The organism is Streptomyces sp. NBC_00996 (assembly GCF_045162675.1).
Taxonomy (GTDB): Bacteria; Actinomycetota; Actinomycetes; order Streptomycetales; family Streptomycetaceae; genus Streptomyces.
The window spans coordinates 3838099-3859568 of record NZ_CP108723.1 but is presented as its reverse complement, the minus strand read 5'-3'; the positions used below and the strand labels follow the sequence as shown (position 1 = coordinate 3859568).

Annotated in this window: 19 protein-coding genes and 1 pseudogene; 8 read left to right on the top strand and 12 right to left on the bottom strand. The window is 72.9% G+C overall.

Features of this window, described 5'->3' with window-relative positions; translation table 11 throughout:
* Nucleotides 1-9: 9 nt before the first annotated feature.
* The 5 genes from OG390_RS18235 to OG390_RS18215 are packed head-to-tail and all read right to left on the bottom strand — an operon-like array spanning nt 10 to nt 7029.
* Nucleotides 10-1554 carry a hypothetical protein gene (locus OG390_RS18235; protein ID WP_406169209.1) on the bottom strand — a complete coding sequence of 515 codons (1545 nt, stop codon included), beginning with the start codon at nt 1552-1554 and terminating at the stop codon, nt 10-12.
* Nucleotides 1551-2393, bottom strand: coding sequence for an ABC transporter ATP-binding protein (locus tag OG390_RS18230; protein WP_406169207.1), 843 nt, complete (start codon nt 2391-2393; stop codon nt 1551-1553). Before OG390_RS18230 ends, OG390_RS18235 begins: the two co-directional genes overlap by 4 nt.
* A 20-nt stretch (nt 2394-2413) precedes the next feature.
* Nucleotides 2414-3355 (bottom strand): zf-HC2 domain-containing protein, encoded by a 942-nt coding sequence (locus OG390_RS18225; protein ID WP_406169206.1) that lies wholly within the window; start codon nt 3353-3355, stop codon nt 2414-2416.
* Nucleotides 3352-3954: an RNA polymerase sigma factor gene (locus OG390_RS18220; RefSeq protein ID WP_399074786.1), complete on the bottom strand. Its 603-nt coding sequence runs from the start codon at nt 3952-3954 to the stop codon at nt 3352-3354. Before OG390_RS18220 ends, OG390_RS18225 begins: the two co-directional genes overlap by 4 nt.
* Before the next feature lie 51 nt (nt 3955-4005).
* A complete protein-coding gene (locus tag OG390_RS18215) occupies nt 4006-7029 on the bottom strand; it encodes a beta-N-acetylglucosaminidase domain-containing protein (protein ID WP_406169204.1) in 3024 nt (1007 codons plus the stop codon).
* Nucleotides 7030-7283: 254 nt separating this feature from the next.
* Here OG390_RS18215 and OG390_RS18210 point away from each other — a divergent pair, with 254 nt between their 5' ends.
* The 3 genes from OG390_RS18210 to OG390_RS18200 all read left to right on the top strand — a co-directional run bounded on the left by OG390_RS18210 (nt 7284) and on the right by OG390_RS18200 (nt 9979).
* Nucleotides 7284-7523 (top strand): hypothetical protein, encoded by a 240-nt coding sequence (locus OG390_RS18210; protein WP_406169202.1) that lies wholly within the window; start codon nt 7284-7286, stop codon nt 7521-7523.
* On the top strand, nt 7524-9668 hold the full coding sequence (gene malQ, locus OG390_RS18205) for a 4-alpha-glucanotransferase (protein ID WP_406169200.1): 2145 nt from the start codon (nt 7524-7526) through the stop codon (nt 9666-9668).
* 71 nt (nt 9669-9739) lie between these two features.
* A complete protein-coding gene (locus OG390_RS18200) occupies nt 9740-9979 on the top strand; it encodes a hypothetical protein (RefSeq protein ID WP_399074778.1) in 240 nt (79 codons plus the stop codon).
* 155 nt (nt 9980-10134) lie between these two features.
* Here OG390_RS18200 and OG390_RS18195 read toward each other — a convergent pair whose 3' ends face one another.
* Nucleotides 10135-10785: a TetR family transcriptional regulator gene (locus OG390_RS18195; protein WP_406169198.1), complete on the bottom strand. Its 651-nt coding sequence runs from the start codon at nt 10783-10785 to the stop codon at nt 10135-10137.
* A gap of 199 nt (nt 10786-10984) precedes the next feature.
* On the opposite strand from OG390_RS18195, the gene OG390_RS18190 reads away from it, so the two are divergent.
* Nucleotides 10985-12592 (top strand): FAD-dependent monooxygenase, encoded by a 1608-nt coding sequence (locus OG390_RS18190; protein WP_406169197.1) that lies wholly within the window; start codon nt 10985-10987, stop codon nt 12590-12592.
* On the opposite strand, the pseudogene OG390_RS18185 reads toward OG390_RS18190, so the two are convergent.
* Nucleotides 12530-12757, bottom strand: a pseudogene (locus OG390_RS18185) (MarR family winged helix-turn-helix transcriptional regulator); the annotation flags it as partial. The gene OG390_RS18190 and the pseudogene OG390_RS18185 sit on opposite strands and share 63 nt — an antisense overlap.
* A 16-nt stretch (nt 12758-12773) precedes the next feature.
* Complete coding sequence (locus tag OG390_RS18180) at nt 12774-13097, bottom strand: hypothetical protein (RefSeq protein ID WP_406169195.1); 324 nt, start codon at nt 13095-13097, stop codon at nt 12774-12776.
* A 70-nt stretch (nt 13098-13167) separates the two neighbouring features.
* Here OG390_RS18180 and OG390_RS18175 point away from each other — a divergent pair, with 70 nt between their 5' ends.
* Nucleotides 13168-13638 carry a hypothetical protein gene (locus tag OG390_RS18175; RefSeq protein WP_406169194.1) on the top strand — a complete coding sequence of 157 codons (471 nt, stop codon included), beginning with the start codon at nt 13168-13170 and terminating at the stop codon, nt 13636-13638.
* A 33-nt stretch (nt 13639-13671) separates the two neighbouring features.
* On the opposite strand, the gene pepN is transcribed toward OG390_RS18175, so the two are convergent.
* Nucleotides 13672-16251 (bottom strand): aminopeptidase N, encoded by a 2580-nt coding sequence (gene pepN, locus OG390_RS18170; protein ID WP_406169192.1) that lies wholly within the window; start codon nt 16249-16251, stop codon nt 13672-13674.
* A 113-nt stretch (nt 16252-16364) separates the two neighbouring features.
* On the opposite strand from pepN, the gene OG390_RS18165 reads away from it, so the two are divergent.
* Entirely contained in the window at nt 16365-16856 is a 492-nt protein-coding gene (locus OG390_RS18165; RefSeq protein ID WP_406169190.1) for a DUF1203 domain-containing protein, read from the top strand.
* 20 nt (nt 16857-16876) lie between these two features.
* On the opposite strand, the gene OG390_RS18160 is transcribed toward OG390_RS18165, so the two are convergent.
* From OG390_RS18160 to OG390_RS18150, 3 genes are all read right to left on the bottom strand, one after another.
* Nucleotides 16877-17116 carry a hypothetical protein gene (locus OG390_RS18160; protein ID WP_406169189.1) on the bottom strand — a complete coding sequence of 80 codons (240 nt, stop codon included), beginning with the start codon at nt 17114-17116 and terminating at the stop codon, nt 16877-16879.
* A gap of 38 nt (nt 17117-17154) precedes the next feature.
* Nucleotides 17155-18180 carry an aspartate-semialdehyde dehydrogenase gene (locus OG390_RS18155; RefSeq protein ID WP_406169187.1) on the bottom strand — a complete coding sequence of 342 codons (1026 nt, stop codon included), beginning with the start codon at nt 18178-18180 and terminating at the stop codon, nt 17155-17157.
* A 671-nt stretch (nt 18181-18851) separates the two neighbouring features.
* A complete protein-coding gene (locus OG390_RS18150) occupies nt 18852-19733 on the bottom strand; it encodes a hypothetical protein (protein ID WP_406169185.1) in 882 nt (293 codons plus the stop codon).
* 456 nt (nt 19734-20189) lie between these two features.
* On the opposite strand from OG390_RS18150, the gene OG390_RS18145 reads away from it, so the two are divergent.
* Together OG390_RS18145 and OG390_RS18140 are read left to right on the top strand one after the other, a co-directional pair.
* The gene (locus tag OG390_RS18145; RefSeq protein WP_399074750.1) at nt 20190-20717 is read left to right on the top strand and encodes a sigma-70 family RNA polymerase sigma factor; all 528 of its coding nucleotides are present in this window, start codon (nt 20190-20192) and stop codon (nt 20715-20717) included.
* Between the two features lies 1 nt (nt 20718).
* Nucleotides 20719-21462, top strand: a complete 744-nt coding sequence (locus tag OG390_RS18140) for a hypothetical protein (protein WP_406169183.1) — start codon at nt 20719-20721, stop codon at nt 21460-21462.
* Nucleotides 21463-21470 lie beyond the last annotated feature (8 nt).

The following is a 21470-nucleotide window of genomic DNA, read 5'->3' as shown; positions in this document are numbered from 1 at the left end:
GTATGACATTCACAGGGACGGGACCTCGCTCGGGTTCGGGTCGCACTCCTCGGCTGTCACGAAGTAGCGGCCGAGCCAGGCGCGGCGTTCGCCGTCGGCCATGGCGGTGAGGTGCGCATATGCCGTGTCCTGCGCGCGGAACCTCGCGAGTTCCTCCGCGTCGCCCCGCTGCCGGGCCTGCGCCACGGATTGCTCGCGCATCCCCTCGGACAGCGAGTCCGGGGCCAGCCAGCGCAGTACGGCCTCGTCGGTGACCTGGACCCGCTGGGACGGCAGCTTCCCGCAGTCGGAGCGGATCAGAGTGTGGGCGGCCTCCCACGCGTACCGCTCCGGATCGGTCACCTTGCCGCGGACGGCGCTCCAGCCGAACGGCCTGAGTATCGGCAGCTGTACCTCGTCCTGGTGCGGGGATCTCCCGAGGTCCTCGTAGCGGACCGGTAGGTTCTGCACGCCCTTCAGACGGCCGGTGAGACCGGACAGCGCGTGGGTGACCTCCGGCAGCAGACCCGGATAGGTGGCGTTGACACAGACGCGCGGGGTGGTCGAGTCGTCGCACACCTGCCGCTGGGCGAGCGGGTTGTCGCGCAGCAGGCCGTCACCCGTCTGGACCAGGAGGACGGCAGCGCCGAGCGCGGCCGCGAGCGGCAGCAGCGCGGTGGCACGACGGTACGCGGTATGGGCCAGGACCGCGGCGGCGGCGAGCCCGGCCGTCCACAGGGCCGACACGAGCGGATACCACCAGACGGCGAGGCTTTCGTCACCGAAGGGGCGGACCGAGGCGAGCGTGAGGTAGTGGAGGTCGGACCGCCCGCTGCCGACGATGCCGAGGACGACGTATCCGCAGATCGCGAGCACGGGAGCGGTCAGCCGGAAGGGCGCCCCCCGCCCGGCCGCATGACCGAGGACCGTGCAGGCGGCGAGCGAGACGGCGGTCCCGGCGTGGACGATCGGCACCGGGCCGCCCGCCGAGGCGTACGGCGCGCAGGCGAGCAGCGCTCCTGCGACCGCCACCAGGTAGGCCGTCGCCAGCCAGCAGGCGAGTGGCAGGGAGGCCGTCAGGAATTGGACGAGAGGCGTACGAGCGGTCGAGGCGCGCAGCTCCGTCATCCGCAGCCTGCGCTCCCGGCCGCCCTGCCAGGCGCCCGCGGCGAGCGCGAAGGGAGCGCCGATCATGCCGGCCGCGGTGCTCAGCGTTCCGGTCGTCTCGCCCCAGCTGCCCTGCCACTGAGCCGATTTGGCGGCGATGGGCCACGCGAGAGCGAGGAACAGCCCCGTGCCTGCCCAGGGGGCGAAGCCGCGCAGGGATTCGACGCGGAGGGGGTGGGGAGCGGAGCGGGGGCGCGGCTTCGGGACAGGCGGAGCCGAGGGGCGTGTGGTCTGCTCATGGCTTGCGCCGGGCTGGGTCCGCACGTCTGCCGGGTGGCCTCCATGGGGCTGCCGGCCTGTCGGGCGGCTGCCGTTCGACTCGGTCCGCCGGCTCGTACGACTGCCTCCCTCGGCCCGCGTGTGTGTGCCGGCCGGGCTGTCGCCGTCCGGCTGGATGCGTATGTTCATCGGCCGGCTCCCGCCGCTGTCGCCGTGCGGTGGCCGCGCAAGGCCGCCGTGTAACCGCGCTCGATGGCGTTGCCGTCGGAGTCGTGACCGTCCGCGCCGAGGGCGGCAAGCGAGTGGGGCGTGCCGCGGTAGGCGACCTGGCCGGCCTCGATCAGGGTCACCTCCGTGCAGGCCGCGGCCACGTCTTCCACCAGGTGGGTGGAGACGAGCACGGTGGCGGTCCTGCCCAACTCCCGCAGCAGCGCTCGGAACTCGACGCGCTGTTCCGGGTCGAGGCCCGCGGTGGGCTCGTCGAGGAGCAGGACGCGAGGGTTGTTCACGATGGCCTGGGCGATGCCGACGCGGCGGACCATGCCGCCGGACAGGGTCTTGACCTTCGCGTCGATACGCTCGGCGAGGCCTACCCGGGCAACGGCCCGCTCGACCGCGGCAGAGGAGGTCGCGGCCGGCAGCTCCTTCAGCCACGCCACATAGGCGACGAACTCCCGCACCGTGAAGCCCGGGTAGTACCCGAAGTCCTGCGGCAGATAGCCGAGTTCGCGGCGGACCGTGCTGCGCTCCCGGTGACCCCGGAGGCCGCTGCCGAGCATCTCCACCCGGCCCGCGGTGGGCTCAGCGACCGTCGCGAGGACGCGGATGAGCGAGGTCTTGCCGGCGCCGTTGGGGCCGAGCAGTCCGTGGACGCCGGGGCCGAAGTCCAGGTTGACGGCGTCCAGGGCGGTGGTCCTGCGGTGCCGTACGGTCAGCCCGGAGACCCGTATGGCGGTGGTCCACAGTCCGTTGCCGCCGTCCTTGGCCGTGGCTGTCCCGGGACCGTCAACGTCGCTTATGGCGGACATGCCGGTCGTACCAGGGATGTTCACATCGTCTCCAGACGGTCGTATGCGCTGCGGCGCGCGGCGAGGAGGAGGGCGCAGAGCGCGGCCGCTGCCGCCCAGGCCCCCTGAGGTGAGGCCCCCGTGAAGTAGAGGGAGAGCTGCCGCGTGAGACGGGCCGTCAGGCCGGGGCCGGTGGCCGTGAGAACGGGTGCCGCGAGCGCGAGCAGCCAGCCGCCGCCGACCAGCGCCGTCGCGGTACGGCAGCCCACGTACCCGGACAGCACGAGCGAGGCCAGCGTCAGGGCCAGCCCGGGCAGCAGCCAGGTGGCCGCGGCCGGTGCCGCGGGCAGACGTGAGCCGGAGGGCGGGAGCAGCAGCCCCGCCACCGTCAGCAACGGCAGACTCACCGCCAGCACGGCGGACGTCCGCATCAGCAGGAGGCGCAGCCCACCCGAGGGAGAGGCCGTGACGATCTCGTGCAGCGGATCGGCATGCCGCCCGTACGAGAGGGCGACCCCCGCCACGGGCACGACCGGCGCGACGGCCAGCAGCAACGGCCGTGCACCCGCCCACTCGCCCCCGTACGCGAGTGCGACCGCCCCCACGGCCACCAGCACCACGGCCCCGGCCCAGGCCCCACGCAAGGCGGGCCCGGCGGCCCAGACGATCCGCCCGAGCCGCCCCCGGACGGCTCGAGCGCCCCTCGGCACCGCCGACGCGCAGCCGGAGGCCGGGACCCGGGCGGTCGTGGGGGCCGAGGCCCGGGCGATGGTCGGCGCGGGTTCGCCCACCGTGTGCAGGACCGCGTCCCGCACCTCTGCCAGCACCACCCCCGCCGCCCCCGCACGGGCCGCGTGCGAGACCCGTGCGGCGCACGGCCCGCAGGTCTCCAGGTGTTTCTCCAGGGACCAGGCGTCCGTCTCCGGAAGAGAGCCGTCCGCATAGCGGGTGACGAGGTCGTCGGGGGCGTGCCAGCCGGTCATGCCGGGCCTCCCAGCGGGGACGGGTCCAGGGATGGATTCAGGTAGGGGCCCGGGGACGGGTTCAGATGGGCGAGGGCCGCGCGGAGTTCGGCGCGGGCGCGCATGGCGCGGCTCTTGACCGTGCCTTCGGGGATACCGAGGAGCCGGGCGGTCTCGCGCGTGGTCAGACCGTCGACGACCGTGGCTCGCAATACCTCGCGCAGTTCGGGGGAGATGCGGTCCAGTGCCGTGCCCACGTCGCCGTACTCGAGCCCCGCCAGCACGCGCTCCTCGGCGGAGGGCGCGGGCACCGGGGCCGCGTACTCCACGCGCGTCGCCCGCTCCTGCACCCGCCGCGCGTCCACCAGACGCCGTGCGGCGATGGTCCACAGCCAGCCGCCGGCCTCGGCGCCCCGGTGCGCGCCGGCCGACCGCCACACGGTCACGAAGGTGTCCTGCAACACCTCGCGCACCACCTCGGGATCGGCACACCGCCGAGTCAGCCGCGTGTGCAGCCACCCGGCGTGCCGGTCGTACAGCGCGGCCATCGCCGCCGAGTCCCCGTCCGCCACGGCCCGCAGCAGCGCCGCGTCCGTGTCGTCCTCCCGGTGGCCCCCCATGGGGCGGAACAGTCTCACACCCCGTCTATCGACCCCGTGGTGGCCGTCGGTTCACTCCGCCACCGCGTACGCCTCCACCGACCACAGCGAGTACCCGTAGTCCGTCGCCCGCTCGACCCCCTGGACACGCACGTACCGGACGTCGCGCTCGTCGAAGCGGACGGATTCGCGGCCGCCGCGACCGTCGTCGACGGCCGTCGCGGTGCGCCAGACGCGGCCGTCGGCGGAGACCTGGACGCGGTACGAGGAGGGGTACGCGTCCTGCCAGTGCAGGACGACCCGGCCGAGCCGGGCCGGCTCGGCCAGCCGCACCTGCCACCAGGCCCCGTCCTCGGCGGGCGAGGACCAACGCGTCCCCGGATCACCGTCGTTCGCCGCGGACGCCGGGAAGTCGGGGGTCTCGTCGCCGGACGAGGACGCGACACCGGTGCGGGCCAGATCGGGGCCCGTCGTGCGCGGGAAGGCGCGGACCGTCAGCGTGCGGGTCTGCGGGCCGAAGGCGACGGTGACCTCGTAGGTTCCCGACGGCGTCCCCGGTGGGACGGTGACCTCGACGGGGAGGTCGACGGCGGTTCCGCGGGGGAGGGTCGAGGCGCTCCCGGGGACCTTGACCTCGATGCCCTTCGGACCCTTCGCCGTCAGTTCGCCGCGGACATCGGCGGGTCGCAGCGAGGTCAGCCGGGCGGTCAGCCGTTCCGTGCCGCCGATCTCCACGTCGGTCGTGGAGCGGTTCAACTCCAGCGCGGCGGCGGGGGAGTCGGCGAACCACGGCACGAGATGGCGTACGCGGGAGGGCGCGGGACCGGTGACGCGGAGCGCGTCCGCGTACACGCCCGCCGCCGTGACCTGCGTCGCGCCCCCGCTCGAGAGGGAGCCGAGGGTCCGCCAGCCCTCGCCGGGGACATGGGCGTCGACGGAGCCCTTCGTGCCGGGGTCGGTGAGGACGCTGACCGCCGTGACGGCGCGGGTGCGCGGGAAGCGGACGGTGCGGCCGTCCGCCGTCGCGCCGCGGTCCGCGGCCGGCTCGTGGTCGAGGCCCGCCCAGGTCTCGTACGCCGTCCGGGCCTTGGCCAGGAACGGGTCCAGTACACCCTTGCCGACCGTCACCCCGCTCGCCGCGAGCTCGGTGCGCAGCCGGTCGAGAGTCCGGTACGCCGTCCACGCTGTGGTGGCGTCCCCGCTCGCCTGGGCGCGCAGCATGGCGACCGCGGTTTCGCCGGCCTCGCCGTAGCGCGCCAACTGCTCGGTCCAGGGCGTCACTTCGGCCGCCAGCGAGCCGTCGGCCAGCCACTTCGGGGTCTCGCGCATCACCGTGAACGCGGCGCGCAGCTGCTCGGCCGCCGTCTCGTTCGCGGCCCGGTCGGTGGTCGTACGGGCCTGCCAGAACGCCTCCATGAGCGGGCGCAGATAGGCCGACTCCGTGCCGCCGAGGACGGACGAGGCGTCGTTGCCGGCCAAAGCGCGCAGCGCGTCCCCGCGGCGTGCGTCGCCGTCCGCGAGGTCGTCGATCGCGGCCTTCCAGGACTCCTGGGGGCGGTAGTCCCGCGGGTTCCAGGCGTAGTCGGCGGCGGTGAACAGCGGGATGCGGGAGGCTTCGGCCTGGGGCATCGCATTCGCCAGCAGGGCCGCCGAACCCGTCGCGACCGCCGGCTCGCGTCCCTGGTACGGGCCGAGGAACACCCGGTCCTGCGCGTAGTCGTTGACCGGATAGTTGTCCATGGTGACGAGCGGGTGCCCGCCGAACGCGTCCCGGGTGCGGGCCAGTTCGCGGCCCGTGATCGTCCTCGGCACGACACCGACGCCCGTCCACGCGACCTCGACGCCCTTGTCCAGAGCGTTCGACAGCTCCTGACGGTAGGTCGTCGAGCCGTCCTCGTAATACTCGGTAGGCATCAGGGACAGCGCGGCGGCGTCCGGGTGGCGTTCGGCGAGATGCCGGGCCGCCGCGTTCGCCACCCGGGCCTGCGCCTTCGCGGCCGCCTCGGAGCCGGAGCCGAACGTGTCGGCGTCCGCGCCGCAGTGCCACTCGCTGTAGCTGACGTCCTGGAACTGGAGCTGGAAGGCCCGGAAGCCGAGCGCCCACATGGCGTCGAGCTTGCGCGTCAGCGCCCTCACGTCCGCGTCCGACGAGAAACACATCGCCTGACCCGGGGCCACCGCCCAGGTCAGGGTGACGTGGTTGCGGCGCGCCCGGTCCGCCAGCTCCCGGAAGTCCGCGCGCTGGTCGGCGGGGTAGGGCTCACGCCAGCGTGCCTGGCGGTAGAGGTCGTCGCCAGGGGCGTACACATAGCGGTTCTGCTTGGTGCGGCCCATGAAGTCCAGCTGGGTGAGGCGCTGTTCGCGGGTCCACGGGGTGCCGTAGAAGCCCTCCGTGGTGCCGCGCACCGCGGTGCCGGGCCAGTCGCGGACGACGACGCCCGCGACCCTGCCGTCGGTGCCGACGAGCTGCCGCAGCGTCTGCACCGCGTGGAACAGACCGTCCTCGCCGACTCCCGCGAGGGCGACGGTGTCACGGCCGCCGGTGCGGCCGACGGCCAAGCGGTAGCCACCGGTGGGGAGGTCGGTGCGGGGCGTGGCGCCGAGCGCCGTGAGCGCCCGCTCCAAGTCGCTGGAGGCGGCGCGCGGACCAAGGGCGTGCGCTCCATCAGTGGTCGCGCTCCCGGCGTGCCCCCCGAAGGAGTACGCCCCCTGAGTGACCTGTTGACTCGAGTACCCCGTCTCCGTGCCCGCGTGCACCACCAGCGCACGCGCGGGGAGCTCGTCCCCCTCGCGCGCGGTCGTGATCTCGCGCGCACCTGCTTGGCGAAGCAGCGTGCGCAGCGCGTCGACGGCGTACGGATCGGTCCTCGCGTCGGTCACCAGGACGACCTCGTCCGTGACCGCGACCGGAGTGCCGCCCGCGCGCAGGGACTGCGGGCGCGGCCAGACCGTGGGCAGTCCGCCCTCGATGGGCTCGCGGTCGTCCGCGGAGGCCGTGGGTGCGGGCGGTGCGGCGACGGCGGAAGCCGCACCCAGCGTGCCGGCAACGACGGCGAACGCGACCGCGGCCACTCCTCTCCCACGCCGGAGCTGCACGCTCCCCCTCCTCGTAGCCAGGCCCCCCGACGCCCGCGTCGGGGAGGCGTCGAGCCCACCATCCGCGTGGTGAGGGTGTCAACGAGAGTGGCCGAAGTGCCCTGTTTACCCCAATTCGGAGGTGTGACATGGGGGCAGAATGTGACGAGAAGCACGTTGTTCGTCCGCCTACGTCTGCGATCGCGCCCACTGGGTAGGGCTGCGGTATCCCGTCAGACAGGTCCAAGACCGCCGTACTCGACAAGGAGGCCCCCGTGGCCGCATCGGCACACCTTCTGCTCTCGGCCCTCTCCAAACGCGAGGCGGATACGTCCGTCGAACCCGAAGGCGCCCATCTGTGCCTGCTCAGCGCGGAAGGCGCCTGCGCGGAGGTTCCGCTGACCAGTGAACCCCCGCTGCCCGACGCCGAACCGCTCACCAGCGAGCCGCCGCTGGCCGACGCGGCGCACCTGACGAGCGAGCCGACCTCCACCGGCGCCGCCTCGGGGGTCTAGATGGCACCACGTCGGCCCGCCGACCCTCCGCAGACGACGCCTGCGACGCCCCTGTCCCGGCTCGCCGAACTGCACGGCGTCGCCACCTCGTACAACCCGTCCCCGGACCGTACGGTCGCGGCCTCGGACGCCGCGCTCGTCGCGGCCCTGACGGCACTGGGCGTCGACGCGAGCACCCCGGACGCCGTGAGCGCCGCCCTCGCGGCGCAGACGGCCGAGGCGAGGGAGCGGCTGCTGCCGCCGACAGTGGTGTGCTGGGGCGGCCGCGCCGCCGCCGAGCTGGCCGAACTGCCGGACGGCACCCGGCTGCGCATCACGACCGAACAGGGCGAGACCCGCGCCTCGGCCGAACAACTCCCGCCCGGCGTCCACGCGTTGCGCGCCACCGCTCCCGACGGCCGCACCGCCGACGCCCACCTCGTCGTCGCGCCCGCCGGGCTGCCCACCCCGCCCGGCCGCACGTACGGCCTGCTCGTCCAGCTCTACTCCCTGCTGTCCCGCCGCTCCTGGGGCATGGGTGACCTCGGCGACCTCGCCGAGCTGACCGCCTGGGCCGGCCGCGCGCTCGGCGCCGGATTCGTGCAGGTCAACCCGCTGCACGCGGCCGTACCCGGCGTCCCCACCGACCCCTCCCCCTACCGGCCCTCCTCCCGCCGCTTCCCCGACCCGGTGCACCTGCGGGTCGAGGACATCCCCGAGTTCGCGTACGTCGACGAGCCCGACCGGGTGCGCGCGCTGCTGGAGCGCGCCGAGCGGCTGCGCGCATCCGTGCTGCACAAGGGCGCGTTGATCGACCGTGACGCCGTGTGGGAGCTCAAGCGCGAGGCGCTGGAACTGGTCCGCACCGTGCCGCTCGGCCCCGGCAGACGTGCGGCGTACGTCGACTTCCTCGCCGAGGAGGGCGAGGCCCTGGAGGACCACGCCACCTGGTGTGCGCTCGCCGAGGTGTACGGCTCCGACTGGCGGCGGTGGCCCGAGAGCCTGTGCGACCCCCGCTCGCCGGAAACCGCCCGAGCCCGCGGCGAGTTGATGGACCGTGTCGACTTCCACACCCGTCTCGCCTGGCTCACCGACGCCCAACTCGCCACCGCCCAGCGCTCGGCGCGCGACGCGGGGATGGCGCTGGGGCTGGTGCACGATCTCGCCGTCGGGGTGCACCCGGACGGTGCCGACGCCTGGGCCCAGCAGGAGTACTTCGCGGCCGGCATGTCCGTCGGCGCGCCCCCGGACGCCTTCAACGCGCGCGGCCAGGACTGGGGCCTGCCGCCCTGGCGACCGGACCGGCTGGCCGAGTCCGGCTACGCCCCGTACCGCCGCCTCCTGCGCGCTCTCCTCCGGCACGCGGGCGCCCTGCGCATCGACCACGTCATGGGCCTGTTCCGGCTCTGGTGGATCCCGCAGGGCCGGCCGCCCACGGAAGGCACCTATGTCCGTTACGACGCCGAGGCGATGCTCGCGATCCTGGTGCTGGAGGCGTCGCGCGCCGGGGCGCTGGTCATCGGCGAGGACCTCGGCACCGTGGAGCCGGGCGTGCGCGAGACGTTGCGGACGCGCGGGGTGCTCGGCACGTCGGTGCTGTGGTTCGAACGCGACTGGGACGGCGACGGGCTCCCCCTGCCCCCCGAACGCTGGCGCGCCGACTGCCTGGCCACCGCCACCACCCACGACCTGCCGCCCACTGCCGCCCGGCTCACCGGCGACCACGTCGAACTCCGCGACCGGCTCGGCCTGTTGACCGGCTCCCTGGAGGAGGAGCGGGCGGCGGCCGCCGCGGACACGGGGGAGTGGCTGACGCTGCTCACCCGGCTCGGACTGCTGTGGGGTGCGAGCGGCGGGTGCACGGTTTCGGAGGAGGCCGAGATCCAGGCCGTGCACCGGTTCCTGCTGCTCACCCCGGCCCGCATGATCGGCGTCTGGCTCCCGGACGCGATCGGCGACCGGCGCCCGCAGAACCTGCCCGGAACCTGGGACCAGTACCCCAACTGGCGCCTGCCCATCGCCGACGCCGAGGGCCACCCGGTGACGCTGGAGGAACTGGCCGCCTCGCCCCGGCTGCACGCGCTGCTCGATGTGGTGCGGGCCGGGGCGCAGACCGGGGGCGGCAGGCGTGCCCGTGGTGGTGGAGGCGGTCACGCGGCGCGCTGAGACCTCCGTACGGCACCCCCTACGGCACCCCCGGGCGCGCGGCTCATTCAGGTGTTCGCTACGTTTGCACCGTGGACAAGAAGAACGCCCTGCGCGCCGGCGCCCTGGCCGCCGGTACGACGCTGATGATGCTGCTCATGTCGTCCCCCGCGCTCGCGCTGACCCGCGACGACGGTGACGACCCCGGCACGGGCCTGAGCGTGGTCGACACGCTGGGCCTCTACGTCGTGGCGCCGATCCTGCTGTTCCTGATCATCGCCGGCCTCGTGATGGCCCTGGACAAGTCCGACAAGCGGCCGAAGCAGAGCTGAGCCCGACTCGGCTCACACGGCTCCCGTCGGCTTTCACCGGTTCTTTCCGTCGAGGGAGTCCGCGCACCACAGGGTGCGCGGACTCCCTCGACGTTTTTTGCGTGCGTACGCGGTCTCGACGTTTTCGCGCGCGTACCGAGGCGTTGCCGCGCGTACTACGGATTCGGCGCCGTCAGATACCGCTGCACCGTCGGCCCCAGCCACGCCACGATCTCCGCGCGGTGCAGCGCGACGGCCGGCTCGATGCGCAGGACGTAGCGGGCGAGCGCGAGTCCGAGCAGTTGTGAGGCGCAGAGCGCGGCCCGTGTCGGCGCCTGCTCGGGATCGGGGCAGGTGCGCTGGACGACCGGGGAGAGCTGGTCCCTGAAGATGCTCTGCATACGTGCGGCGCCGGCCTGATTGGTGACGCCGACCCGGAGTATCGCGGTGAGCACTTCGTTCTCCTCCCAGAGGTCCAGGAAGTGGCTCACCAGGACGCGGCCCACGTCGTGCGGGTCGAGGCCCGCCGGATCGGGCAGCCGCAGATCGACGTCGAGCACGGCCGCGAACAGCCCCTCCTTCGAGCCGTAGTAGCGCATCACCATCGACGGATCGATCCGCGCGTCCTTGGCGATGGCGCGGATGGTGGCGCGCTCGTAGCCGTCGGCCGCGAAGCGCTCGCGGGCGGCGGCGAGGATCGCGGTGCGGGTGGCGTCGGAGCGGCGGGGCGCGGGCGCGTCGACGGGCTCCGATGGCGAGGCCGACACGGATGCCGCCGCCTCCGAAGCGGATGTCGACGGGGGCGCGGGGTGGTTCTTGAGTGGCATGCCAACAACCGTAGGCCAACACATGTTGACAGTCCAGTGATCTCGCTTTATGTTGGCAAACAAGCGTTGGCCAACAAGCGTTGGCAAGCGCACGTCGGGTCGGCCGGGCGCCGACTGGCGGGCGCGGGTCGGCAGGGGCGGCCAACGGGTGTTGGTCGACAGGCGTTGGCCAACAGATGTTGGCATCAGGGAGGTCGCCATGAACGACAACATCGGCACCAGGCACGACACGCGTAGCACGGAGAACACGCGCCGCACGTGCAACACGCGCCCAACCGCTCCCCGCGACGTCATCGTCGTCGGCTCCGGCCCCACCGGGCTGCTGCTGGCCGGCGACCTCGCCACCGCCGGCATCCCTGTCACCCTCGTCGAGAAGCGCCCGCGCAAGATCAGCAACCTCTCCCGCGCCTTCGTCCTGCACGCTCGCGCCCTGGAGCAGCTCGACGCACGCGGTCTCGCCGACGATCTGGAGCTCAAGGGCCGGCCCCTCGACCGCATCCGGCTCTTCGGCGGGCTCGGCGTCGCGCTCGACACCCTTCCCTCCCGCTTCAATCACGTCCTCGTGATCCCGCAGTACGAGGTGGAGAAGGCGTTGCTGCGGCGGGCGGAAGAGGCCGGGGTCCGGTTCGTGTACGAGGCCGAGGTGACCGGGCTGAGCCAGGAAGCGGACGGGGTGACCCTCGACGTCCGCCGCCGGGACGGTGGGTCGGAGAAGCTGGCGGCCGCGTACGTCGTCGGGGCGGACGGGATGCGCAGTGCGGTGCGGGAGGCGATCGGGCTGCCGTTCCCCGGCAAGTCGGTCATCAGGTCCGTCGTCCTCGCGGACGTCCTGCTCGACGAGGAGCCGGAGTCGGTGCTGACCGCCAACGCCGTCGGCGATGCCTTCGCCTTCATCGCGCCCTTCGGTGACGGCTACTACCGGGTGATCGGCTGGCACCGCGGGCGCAATGTCCCCGACAGCGAGCCGCTCGAACTCGACGAGGTCGAGGAGATCGCCCGGCTCGCCCTCGGCCGCGACTACGGCATGCGGGACGCCCGCTGGATGTCCCGCTTCCACAGTGACGAGCGCCAGGCGCCCTCCTACCGAGTGGGCCGCGTCTTCCTTGCCGGAGACGCCGCGCACGTGCACACTCCGGCCGGCGGTCAGGGTATGAACACCGGCCTCCAGGACGCGGCCAACCTCGGCTGGAAGCTGGCGGCCGTCCTCGACGGGCGGGTGGATGCCGCCCTGTTGGACACCTACCAGGCCGAGCGTCACCCGGTCGGCAAGTCCGTGCTGCGCAGCAGCGGCGGCATCGTACGGCTCGCGATGGCCAAGTATCCGTGGACGCTGGCGCTGCGCGCCGGGCTCACCGCACTGGTCAATCATGTCGGCCCCGTTCGTCGCAAGGCGGCGGGCCAGATCACGGGCATCGGGTACGCGTACGCGGCGCCGCGCGGTGCCCACCCCCTGGTCGGTACGCGCGCCCCGGACGTCGCCCTGAAGAGCGGCCGTCTCTATGAGGCCCTGCGCGGCGGCAGGTTCGTCCTCGTCACGCCGCAGTCGGCCTCGGAGTCGTACCGGGCCGGGGACCGCAACGGCCGTCTCGCCGTGGAGAGCTGGGCGAGCGACCGGCGTACGACGGTGCTGGTGCGGCCCGACGGATACGTCGCCTGGGCCGCGGAGTCCCCGGACGCGGCGGCGGTCGATGCGGCACTGGACGCCGCGGTGGGGACGCCGGGGGAGCGCCGCCTGGACGGTGGCGCCCGCCAGCAACTGGCGCAGCAGGTCGGCGAGTTGTCCGGCCTGCTCCTGGTCGAGGGCTGAGAGCGCCTCCGTCTGGACGGCGAGACCCGCCCCGACGGCCTCGTCGATCAGGCGGAGTCCCTCGTCGGTGAGTGTGACCTGGAGTCCGCGCCGGTCGTGCGGATCGGGTGAGCGCCGCAGCAGCCCGGCGCGCTCCAGCTTGTCCAGGCGCCCGGAACTTCTACCGGCCCGCGTTCGCCTGTCAGCCGGAGTCGCTGCCCGCGCCGGGCGCGGAACGGGGTCCGCTCCCCGAGTCGGCGACGCCGTCCGGCTGCTCGACGAGTTGCGGCCGGTGGCGCAGTTCACGCTGCACGGGATCGAAGTCGGTGGCGCCTTCATGATGTTGACGCGGGAGGTGCCCGGCGTCGCCCACGCCTTCCGGGAGACGGCCGCCCGGCTGCGCATCCCCCTCGACCGCCACCCCTGCGACGGCCCCGACCGGCACCTGGACGCCCGGTGTCCTGCTGCTCCCCGGGGACCGCAGCGAGGACGAACGCGACCCGAGACGCTTCGTCGCCGAGAGCACCTGGCTGTATCCCCGTCGGCACGGCACCCTGACCGCGCTCGTCGAGGCGCCCGCCTGGTGCGCGCCCGCGGTGAGCGACGCACGGCCCGCCGTCGCGCCGGAGCGGGAGATCGCGCGGGTGAACGAGGTGCTGCTCCTCCGGCCCCGGGAGCTCGCGGCCGTACTCGACGAGCGGGCGTCGACCGCGGACGTCCCCGCGGATCTGGTGCCCCTGCGCGAGGCCGCCCGGGAACTCGTCGACGTGGCGCCGCCACTCGTCGACACCTGGGCCGCGGAGGAACACAGCGCGCATCAGGGCCACTTCGCGACCCTCGGCATCGCCGCCCGCCGCATACCGCTGCGCGCGGCGGCCATGATGCGCCGGGCCCTCGCCCGCACCGCTCCCGAGACCTCCGACACCCTCGCGAACCTGGTGCGCGAGTGGTGCCAGGAGCTGCAGAAGTCGTACGGCCTGCGATGGGTGCCCGTGTCCGCGCAGACCGGACTGCATGTGCGGATGATGATCGACACCGCCCGCCTGGTGTGCGCGACGGGCGGGTGACCACCTCGGTCACCCCCCCGCCGTCGCCACCGGTTACGCGGTCGCTGCCGCCGCGTCCGCCGCCTGCGCCCTCAGCGCCCGCTCCACGCCCGAGCGGGACTCCGAGATCAGGCGCCGCAGGGCCGCGTTGGGCTCGGCGGAGGCCAGCCACGCGTCCGTCTTGGCGAGGGTCTCCTCGGAGACCTGGATCGACGGGTAGAGGCCGATCGCGATCTGCTGGGCGATCTCGTGCGAACGGGAGTCCCAGATGTCCTTGACCACGGAGAAGAACGTGTCCGTGTACGGGGCGAGCAGCTCGCGCTGGTCGGTCTGGACGAAGCCGGTGATCACCGCTTCCTGCACGGCGTTCGGAAGCTTGTCGGACTCGATGACCGAGGCCCAGGCCTCCGCCTTCGCCTCCTCGGTGGGACGCGCGGCCCGGGCCGTGGCCGCGTGCCGCTCGCCGGCCGCCGTCTTGTCGCGCTCGTACTCGGCGGCGATCTCCGCCTCGTCGAAGCGTCCGACCGCCGCGAGCCGCTCCACGAACGCCCAGCGCAGCTCGGTGTCCACGGCCAGGCCCTCGATGGTCTCCCGGCCCTCCAGCAGCGCCTCCAGCAGGTCCAGCTGCTCCGGCGTACGGGCGGTCGCCGCGAAGGCGCGCGCCCAGGCCAGCTGGTGGTCGCTGCCGGGCTCGGCCGCGCGTAGGTGGGCGAGCGTCGCGTCCGTCCAGCGGGTCAGCAGTGCCTCGCGCGCCGTCGGGTCGGCGTACAGCTCGATCGCCAGCTTCACCTGGCGCTGCAGCGACTGCACGACGCCGATGTCGGACTCCTTGCCGATGCCGGACAGGACGAGGGACAGGTAGTCGCGGGTCGCGAGCTCCGCGTCCCGGGTCATGTCCCAGGCCGAGGCCCAGCACAGGGCGCGGGGCAGGGAGGCCTCGAAGTCGCCCAGGTGCTCCGTGACGAACGCCAGCGAGGCCTCGTCGAGGCGGACCTTGGCGTACGACAGGTCGTCGTCGTTGAGCAGCACGACCGCCGGGCGGCGCTGGCCGACCAGCTTCGGTACGGCGGTCAGCTCGCCGTCGACGTCCAGCTCGATGCGCTCGACGCGCACCAGCTTGCCGCTCGCGTCGTCCAGGTCGTACAGGCCGATGGCGATGCGGTGCGGTCGCAGCGTCGGCTCGCCCTTGGCGCCGGCGGGCAGGGCCGGAGCCTCCTGGCGGATCGCGAAGGAGGTGATGACGCCGTCCGCGTCCGTCTCGACCGCCGGGCGCAGGATGTTGATGCCGGCCGTCTGCAGCCACTTCTGCGACCAGTTCTTCAGGTCACGGCCGGAGGTCTGCTCCAGTGCGCCCAGCAGATCGCTGAGCCGCGTGTTGCCGAACGCGTGCGCCTTGAAGTACGCCTGCACGCCCTGGAAGAACTCGTCCATGCCGACATACGCGACGAGCTGCTTGAGGACGGAGGCGCCCTTGGCGTACGTGATCCCGTCGAAGTTGACGAGGACGTCGTCGAGGTCCCGGATCTCCGCCATGATCGGGTGCGTGGAGGGCAGCTGGTCCTGCCGGTACGCCCACGTCTTCATGGAGTTGGCGAACGTGGTCCAGGAGTGCGGCCAGCGCGAGTCGGGCGCGTACGCCTGACAGGCGATGGACGTGTAGGTGGCGAACGACTCGTTCAGCCACAGGTCGTTCCACCACTCCATGGTCACGAGGTCGCCGAACCACATGTGGGCGAGCTCGTGCAGGATCGTCTCGGCACGCACCTCGTACGCGGCGTCGGTGACCTTGGAGCGGAACACGTACTGGTCCCGGATCGTCACCGCACCGGCGTTCTCCATGGCGCCCGCGTTGAACTCCGGCACGAAGAGCTGGTCGTACTTCTTGAACGGGTACGCGTAGTCGAACTTCTCCTGGAACCAGTCGAAGCCCTGCCGCGTCACCTCGAAGATCGCGTCCGAGTCGAGAAACTCGGCGAGCGAGGGCCGGCAGTAGATGCCGAGCGGGACGGACTGCCCGTCCTTCTCGTAGACGCTGTGGACGGAGTGGTACGGACCGACGATGAGCGCGGTGATGTACGTCGAGATCCGCGGCGTCGGCTCGAAGACCCAGACGTCGTCCTTGGGCTCGGGCGTCGGCGAGTTGGAGATGACGGTCCAGCCGGTCGGCGCCGTCACGGTGAACTGGAAGGTGGCCTTCAGGTCGGGCTGCTCGAAGGACGCGAAGACGCGGCGGGCGTCCGGGACCTCGAACTGGGTGTAGAGGTAGGCCTGTTCGTCGACCGGGTCGACGAACCGGTGCAGCCCCTCGCCGGTGTTGGTGTAGGCGCAGTCCGCGACGACGCGGAGCACATTGCGCCCCGTCAGCAGACCCGGGAGCGCGATCCGCGAGTCCTTGAAGACCTCGGCGGGGTCGAGCGCGTCCCCGTTCAGGGTGACCTCGTGGACGGTCGGGGCCACCAGGTCGATGAAGGACTCCGCGCCGGTCTCGGCGGAGTCGAAGCGCACCGTGGTCACGGACCTGTAGGTGCCGCCCTCCTGCGCGCCGGAGAGGTCGAGATCGATCTCGTACGAGTCAACGGTGAGCAGCTTCGCCCGCTGCTGTGCCTCTTCGCGGGTCAGGTTTGTGCCAGGCACGCGGTCATCTCCTCGTTATGTGTGGGTTGCGCCATCCTTCCACGGGACCTGCACGGAATGCGATGTCCGTTTCCCGCCGGTGCGGAGCCCCGGCGGGCGCGAACCTGGACGTCATGACGAAGTACACCGCGTACACCGCACGCCCCATCGAGCCGGCCGTCCTGAAACAGCTCCGGGACGTTGATGACGCGGGTCGCCCGGCGGCGGCCCTCACCGACGAAGAGGGGGGTGCTCCGTTGCGCTGCTGCCTGCGCCGCAGTGAGCCCGGGGAGCGGATCGCGCTCGTCTCGTACGCGCCGTTGCGGCGGTGGGCCGCGGAGACGGGGGCCGAGCCGGGTGCGTACGACGAGCGGGGGCCCGTCTTCATCCACGCGGACGACTGCGCGGGTCCCGACCTGGACGGCCACCCGTTCACGGGGACCCATCGCGTCGTCCGTCGCTACTGCGCCGACGGACGCATCCTCGGCGGCCGGCTCGTGCAGCCGCCGGACTCCTTCGACGAGGCGTTCGCCTCGGCCTTCACCGACCCCGAGGTGGCCGTCGTCCACGTACGGGCCGTGGAGTACGGCTGCTTCCTGTACGAGGTGCGCAGGGGGCGGGCGTAGGGGGGGGTACGCCCCGTCCGTCAGCCGCCCACCGCGATGCGCCGGGGGCCGTCGGCGCCCACGCGGAGGAGGCCCGGCCCCCGGACGAGGGCCAGTACGTCGAGGCGGCCGACCTCGTTGACGAGGAGGTCCTCGTCGTCGCCGGGCCAGTCGGGGTTGGCGGACTCGACGTGGTGCCAGACGGTGAAGTTGCTCCCAGAGGTCGCCGGAAAGACGTGGAAAGGGTGCGCGAAAGGGCGCCCGACAGGAGGGCGGGGCACCGTGTCCGTGCCCCGCCCTCCTGTCGTGTTCGCGGCTGTCAGCCCTTGAGCTCGTTGAGTTCGGCCGCCACCAGCTCCGCGATCTGGACCGCGTTCAGCGCGGCACCCTTGCGGAGGTTGTCGTTGGAGACGAAGAGGGCGAGCCCGTGGTCGGCGGTCTCGTCGGTGCGGATGCGGCCGACGTACGAGGCGTCCTTGCCGGCGGCCTCCAGGGGGGTCGGGATGTCGGAGAGGACGACACCCGGCGCACCGGCCAGCAGCTCCGTGGCACGCTCCACGCTCAGCGGACGCGCGAAGCGTGCGTTCACCTGGAGGGAGTGGCCCGAGAAGACCGGGACGCGCACGCAGGTGCCGGAGACCTTGAGGGCCGGGATCTCCAGGATCTTGCGGGACTCGTTGCGGAGCTTCTGCTCCTCGTCCGTCTCGTGCAGACCGTCGTCGACGATGGAGCCGGCGAGCGGGAGCACGTTGAAGGCGATGGGGCGCTTGTAGACCTGCGGCTCGGGGAAGTCGACCGCCTCGCCGTCGTGCGTGAGCTTGTCGGCGTCGGCGACGACCTTCAGTGCCTGGCCGTGCAGCTCGGCCACGCCCGCGAGGCCCGAGCCGGAGACCGCCTGGTAGGTGGCGACGACGACGGCCTCGAGCCCCGCCTCCTCGTGCAGCGGCTTCAGGACCGGCATCGCGGCCATCGTCGTGCAGTTCGGGTTCGCGATGATGCCCTTGGGACGGTCCGCGATCGCGTGCGGGTTCACCTCGGAGACGACGAGGGGGACCTCGGGGTCCTTGCGCCAGGCCGAGGAGTTGTCGATCACGACCGCGCCCTGCGAGGCGACCTTCTCGGCCAGCGCCTTGGAGGTCGTGCCGCCCGCGGAGAAGAGCACGATGTCCAGGCCCGTGTAGTCGGCCGTGGAGGCGTCCTCCACGGTCACACCGTCGAGGACCGACCCGGCCGAGCGGGCCGAGGCGAACAGGCGCAGCTCGTCGACCGGGAAGTCCCGCTCGACCAGGATCCTGCGCATGACCGTGCCGACCTGACCGGTGGCTCCGACGATTCCGACCTTCACGGCGACTCCCTTTGCGTGCGTTTTACGTGGTCCAGCGCTTCCATGATGCGTCTGTCCCGTGCCCGTGTGTCCAATCCTTTCGCCGTGGCGCCCGAGGAGTGGGACGCGGGGACCGGCCGGTCCCGCCCCGATCCTCCGGCGACGGCTCCCCCCGGTCCGAAGGAATCCGCCCGCCGCCGGTCCCGGACCGCAAGCCGTACTGCGGGACGTCGTCCCGCGGCCCGGAGCGGTGTGACGTACGACTCCGGGCCGGGGGTCGGGGTCCGCGCCCGCCGCCGGTCCCGGACCGCAAGCCGTACTGCGGGACGTCGTCCCGCGGCCCGGAGCGGTGTGACGTACGACTCCGGGCCGGGGGTCGGGGTCCGCGACCGCCGCCGGTCCCGGACCGCAAGCCGTACTGCGGGACGTCGTCCCGCGGCCCGGAGCGGTGTGACGTACGACTCCGGGCCGGGGGTCGGGGTCCGCGCCCGCCGCCGGTCCCGGACCGCAATTCGTACTGCGGGACGTCGTCCCGCGGCCCGGAGCGGTGTGACGTACGACTCCGGGCCGGGGGTCGGGGTCCGCGACCGCCGCCGGTCCCGGACCGCAAGCCGTACTGCGGGACGTCGTCCCGCGGCCCGGAGCGGTGTGACGTACGACTCCGGGCCGGGGGTCGGGGTCCGCGCGGGGCCTCAGCCGCGTGTCTCGATGCTCCACTTGCCGCCGCCCGTTCTGACCTGGACGAGGCCCTGCGGTACGTGCTGGAGACCGGTGGCCATGCTGATCCGGCGTATCGGTTCGAGGCGCTCGTCGAGCTCCCGGAGCGCGATGATGTCGATCAGACCGCGCGCTTCGTACCGGACCATCATCTCGGCCGCCGGGCCGGTGTGACGTACGACTCCATAGCCCTGTCCCGACACCTTGTCGGTGAACGCGGGCACGGTGTCGAGGGCGGCCGGCTCGATCTGCCGGCCGGTCGCATGGCCCGCGGTGATCGGGACGTAGCAGTATCCGGCCGCCGATACCGGCAGGGTACCGGCGACGGGCCGGCGCCGCCCCGCGGTGCCCGCGCTCATCCACTTCTTGCCGTCGGCCTGGACGGTGAAGGCGTCCAGCGGATGATCGTCCCGGGTGAGACGGCGCAGGGAGTGCACCGCGGGCGGACCGGTGTAGCGGAACACCGTGCTGCCCTTGCCCTCCGCCTTCCCGGTCAGCGGTGTCGCCGCCTCGATGGGCAGCACCCGCAGGCTCCACGAGCCCACCCGCTCCAGTCGCGGCCGGACCTCGCTCTGGCCCGTGCCGAACAGGAGGGTGCGGCCCTGCGTTCCGTGCGTGTGCACTTCCATGAACTTGTCGGCGTCGTCGTACTCGTCCAGCTGGTCGATCTTGTAGCCGCTGTACTCGTTGTCGTCCTTGATCGTGTACTCGAGGATCGCGGGCCGCCCCGGCTCCGGGTTGACCAGCGTGATCGTCTTCGCGCCGCGGCCCGCGTGCTCGTCCTTGGCACGGCCCAAGCGGCCGAGAAGGCCCTTCGAGCGGCTCTCGCCCTTGCCCACGCCGTTGCTGTCACCCATGTACGGCTGGACGGGTGGCGTCTCGGGTACGGCGACGGCGAGCGGTTCGGGCGCCTGGGCCGGGACGGGGTCGGGGGTGGGCAGGGGTTCGACGGGGGCAGCGGGCGGGCGGTGAGCTGCCGGGGGCCGTCGGCCTCGATGAGCAGCAGGAGCGGGCCCCCGGGGAGGGGCGCGGTCTGTCGCAGCCGCCCGACGTCGTTGAAGACCAGGCCCTGTGACCCCCGGAGGTTGTGCGCGTCCACGCTCCAGACGACGAACGAGCTGTCGCCGTCGTCGCCGCCGGAGAACTCCGCGTCCACGTCGGCCTCCGTACCCGTGTAGGCGGGCACTTCGGGGCCGAGCCCGTGCACGGTGCCGTTGAGGTGAATGGAGGCCGACGGTCCGGAAAACCCCGCCGCAGTGGGCCGAACGTTTTGGCCGGCACCGGCGTCGTAGAGGAAACGCGGGAGGGGAGGGGTGGCTGTGCTGCGCAGAAAGGCCCGCCGCGCGCAGGGGGTTGACGACCCCTTGGACGCGGCCCAGGAACGCCGGGTGCGGGCGGTGCTCGCGCTCGGCGGCGTACCGCAGGCGGACCTGCCGGACGGGGTGCAGCAGGTCCGCCTGCGGTTGCTGGAGCGGGCGGCGAAGGGGGACGAGGCTCCGCGCGACGTGTCCGCGTGGGCGGCGGTCGTCGCGTCGAACCTGGCGATGGACTGGCACCGGGCCAAGCGCCGCCAGGAGCGGCTGGGCGAACGCCTGGCCTCGCTGCGGCAGCTGGAGCATCCCTCCGACGAGGACTCCAGCGTGCTCTCGCTCGCCGTCGCGCAGGGCCTGGACGAACTGCCCGACGCCCAGCGCCAGGTCCTCGTCCTGCGTTTCTACGCCGATCTCTCCGTGCGCGGGATAGCCGAGGAGCTCGGCATCCCGGAGGGCACGGTCAAGAGCAGGCTGCACACAGCGGTCCGCGCCCTGCGCGCCCGCCTGCACGAGGACGAGGTGGTGTGACGTGGCCGAGTACGAAGGCATGGACGCGCTCATGGCCGCGATCACGGACGAGCCAGTGCCCGAGGAGGCCCATGACGACGCCGAGTTCATGGCGGAACACCGTGCCGCGGTGGCGGACGTGGCGTTGCTGCGCGCGCAGTTGACGGCCCTCGGGGATGCCTGGGCGGAACAGGGGGAGGAAAGGAAGCCGGCCCCACGACGGACTCCCAGGAAGCGCACCCGCCGCCCGGAACGGGCCCCGAGGAACCGTGGCCGCCGTCCCCTAGCCCTCGCGGTGGGAACCCTCGTCACGGCCGCGGTGGGCGCGATGGTCGTCGGCATGGGATGGCTCATCGCGCAGGGCGGGTCCGGTGGGGCGAACGACAGCGCCTCGGCGTCCAAGGCGGACAGCGGCGACGCGAAGGGCGCGGAGTCCTCGCTCAGCGCTTCCGGCTACCTCGCCTGTTCCCGGCTCGTCGCCGAGGGCACGGTCGCCGCGGTCGAGCCGGTGACCGGCACCGGACAGGACCGGATCACCCTCGACGTGGACCGCTACTACAAGCCGGACAAGGGGAAGGACCAGGTCACCTTTGTGATGGACGAGGACGTCGACCCGCGGCCGCACAAGGGTGACCACGTCCTGGTCGGCATTCCGCGCAACTCGGCGTCGCCCGACATCTGGAGCACGCGGGAGAAGGACATCGCCCACGACCGGGCCTGGATCCTCAAGGCGTTGCCCCGGTCCCGAGGCCTGGCATGTGAGTGAGAAAAGGG

What these genes read in the sequence shown, in the direction of transcription:
- OG390_RS18230 (WP_406169207.1), bottom strand. Translation starts at nt 2,393, where the DNA reads ATGTCCGCCATAAGCGACGTTGACGGTCCCGGGACAGCCACGGCCAAG.
- OG390_RS18190 (WP_406169197.1), top strand. Translation starts at nt 10,985, where the DNA reads ATGAACGACAACATCGGCACCAGGCACGACACGCGTAGCACGGAGAAC.
- OG390_RS18165 (WP_406169190.1), top strand. Translation starts at nt 16,365, where the DNA reads ATGACGAAGTACACCGCGTACACCGCACGCCCCATCGAGCCGGCCGTC.
- OG390_RS18235 (WP_406169209.1), bottom strand. Translation starts at nt 1,554, where the DNA reads ATGAACATACGCATCCAGCCGGACGGCGACAGCCCGGCCGGCACACAC.
- OG390_RS18220 (WP_399074786.1), bottom strand. Translation starts at nt 3,954, where the DNA reads ATGGGGGGCCACCGGGAGGACGACACGGACGCGGCGCTGCTGCGGGCC.
- malQ (WP_406169200.1), top strand. Translation starts at nt 7,524, where the DNA reads ATGGCACCACGTCGGCCCGCCGACCCTCCGCAGACGACGCCTGCGACG.
- OG390_RS18225 (WP_406169206.1), bottom strand. Translation starts at nt 3,355, where the DNA reads ATGACCGGCTGGCACGCCCCCGACGACCTCGTCACCCGCTATGCGGAC.
- OG390_RS18195 (WP_406169198.1), bottom strand. Translation starts at nt 10,785, where the DNA reads ATGCCACTCAAGAACCACCCCGCGCCCCCGTCGACATCCGCTTCGGAG.
- OG390_RS18150 (WP_406169185.1), bottom strand. Translation starts at nt 19,733, where the DNA reads ATGGGTGACAGCAACGGCGTGGGCAAGGGCGAGAGCCGCTCGAAGGGC.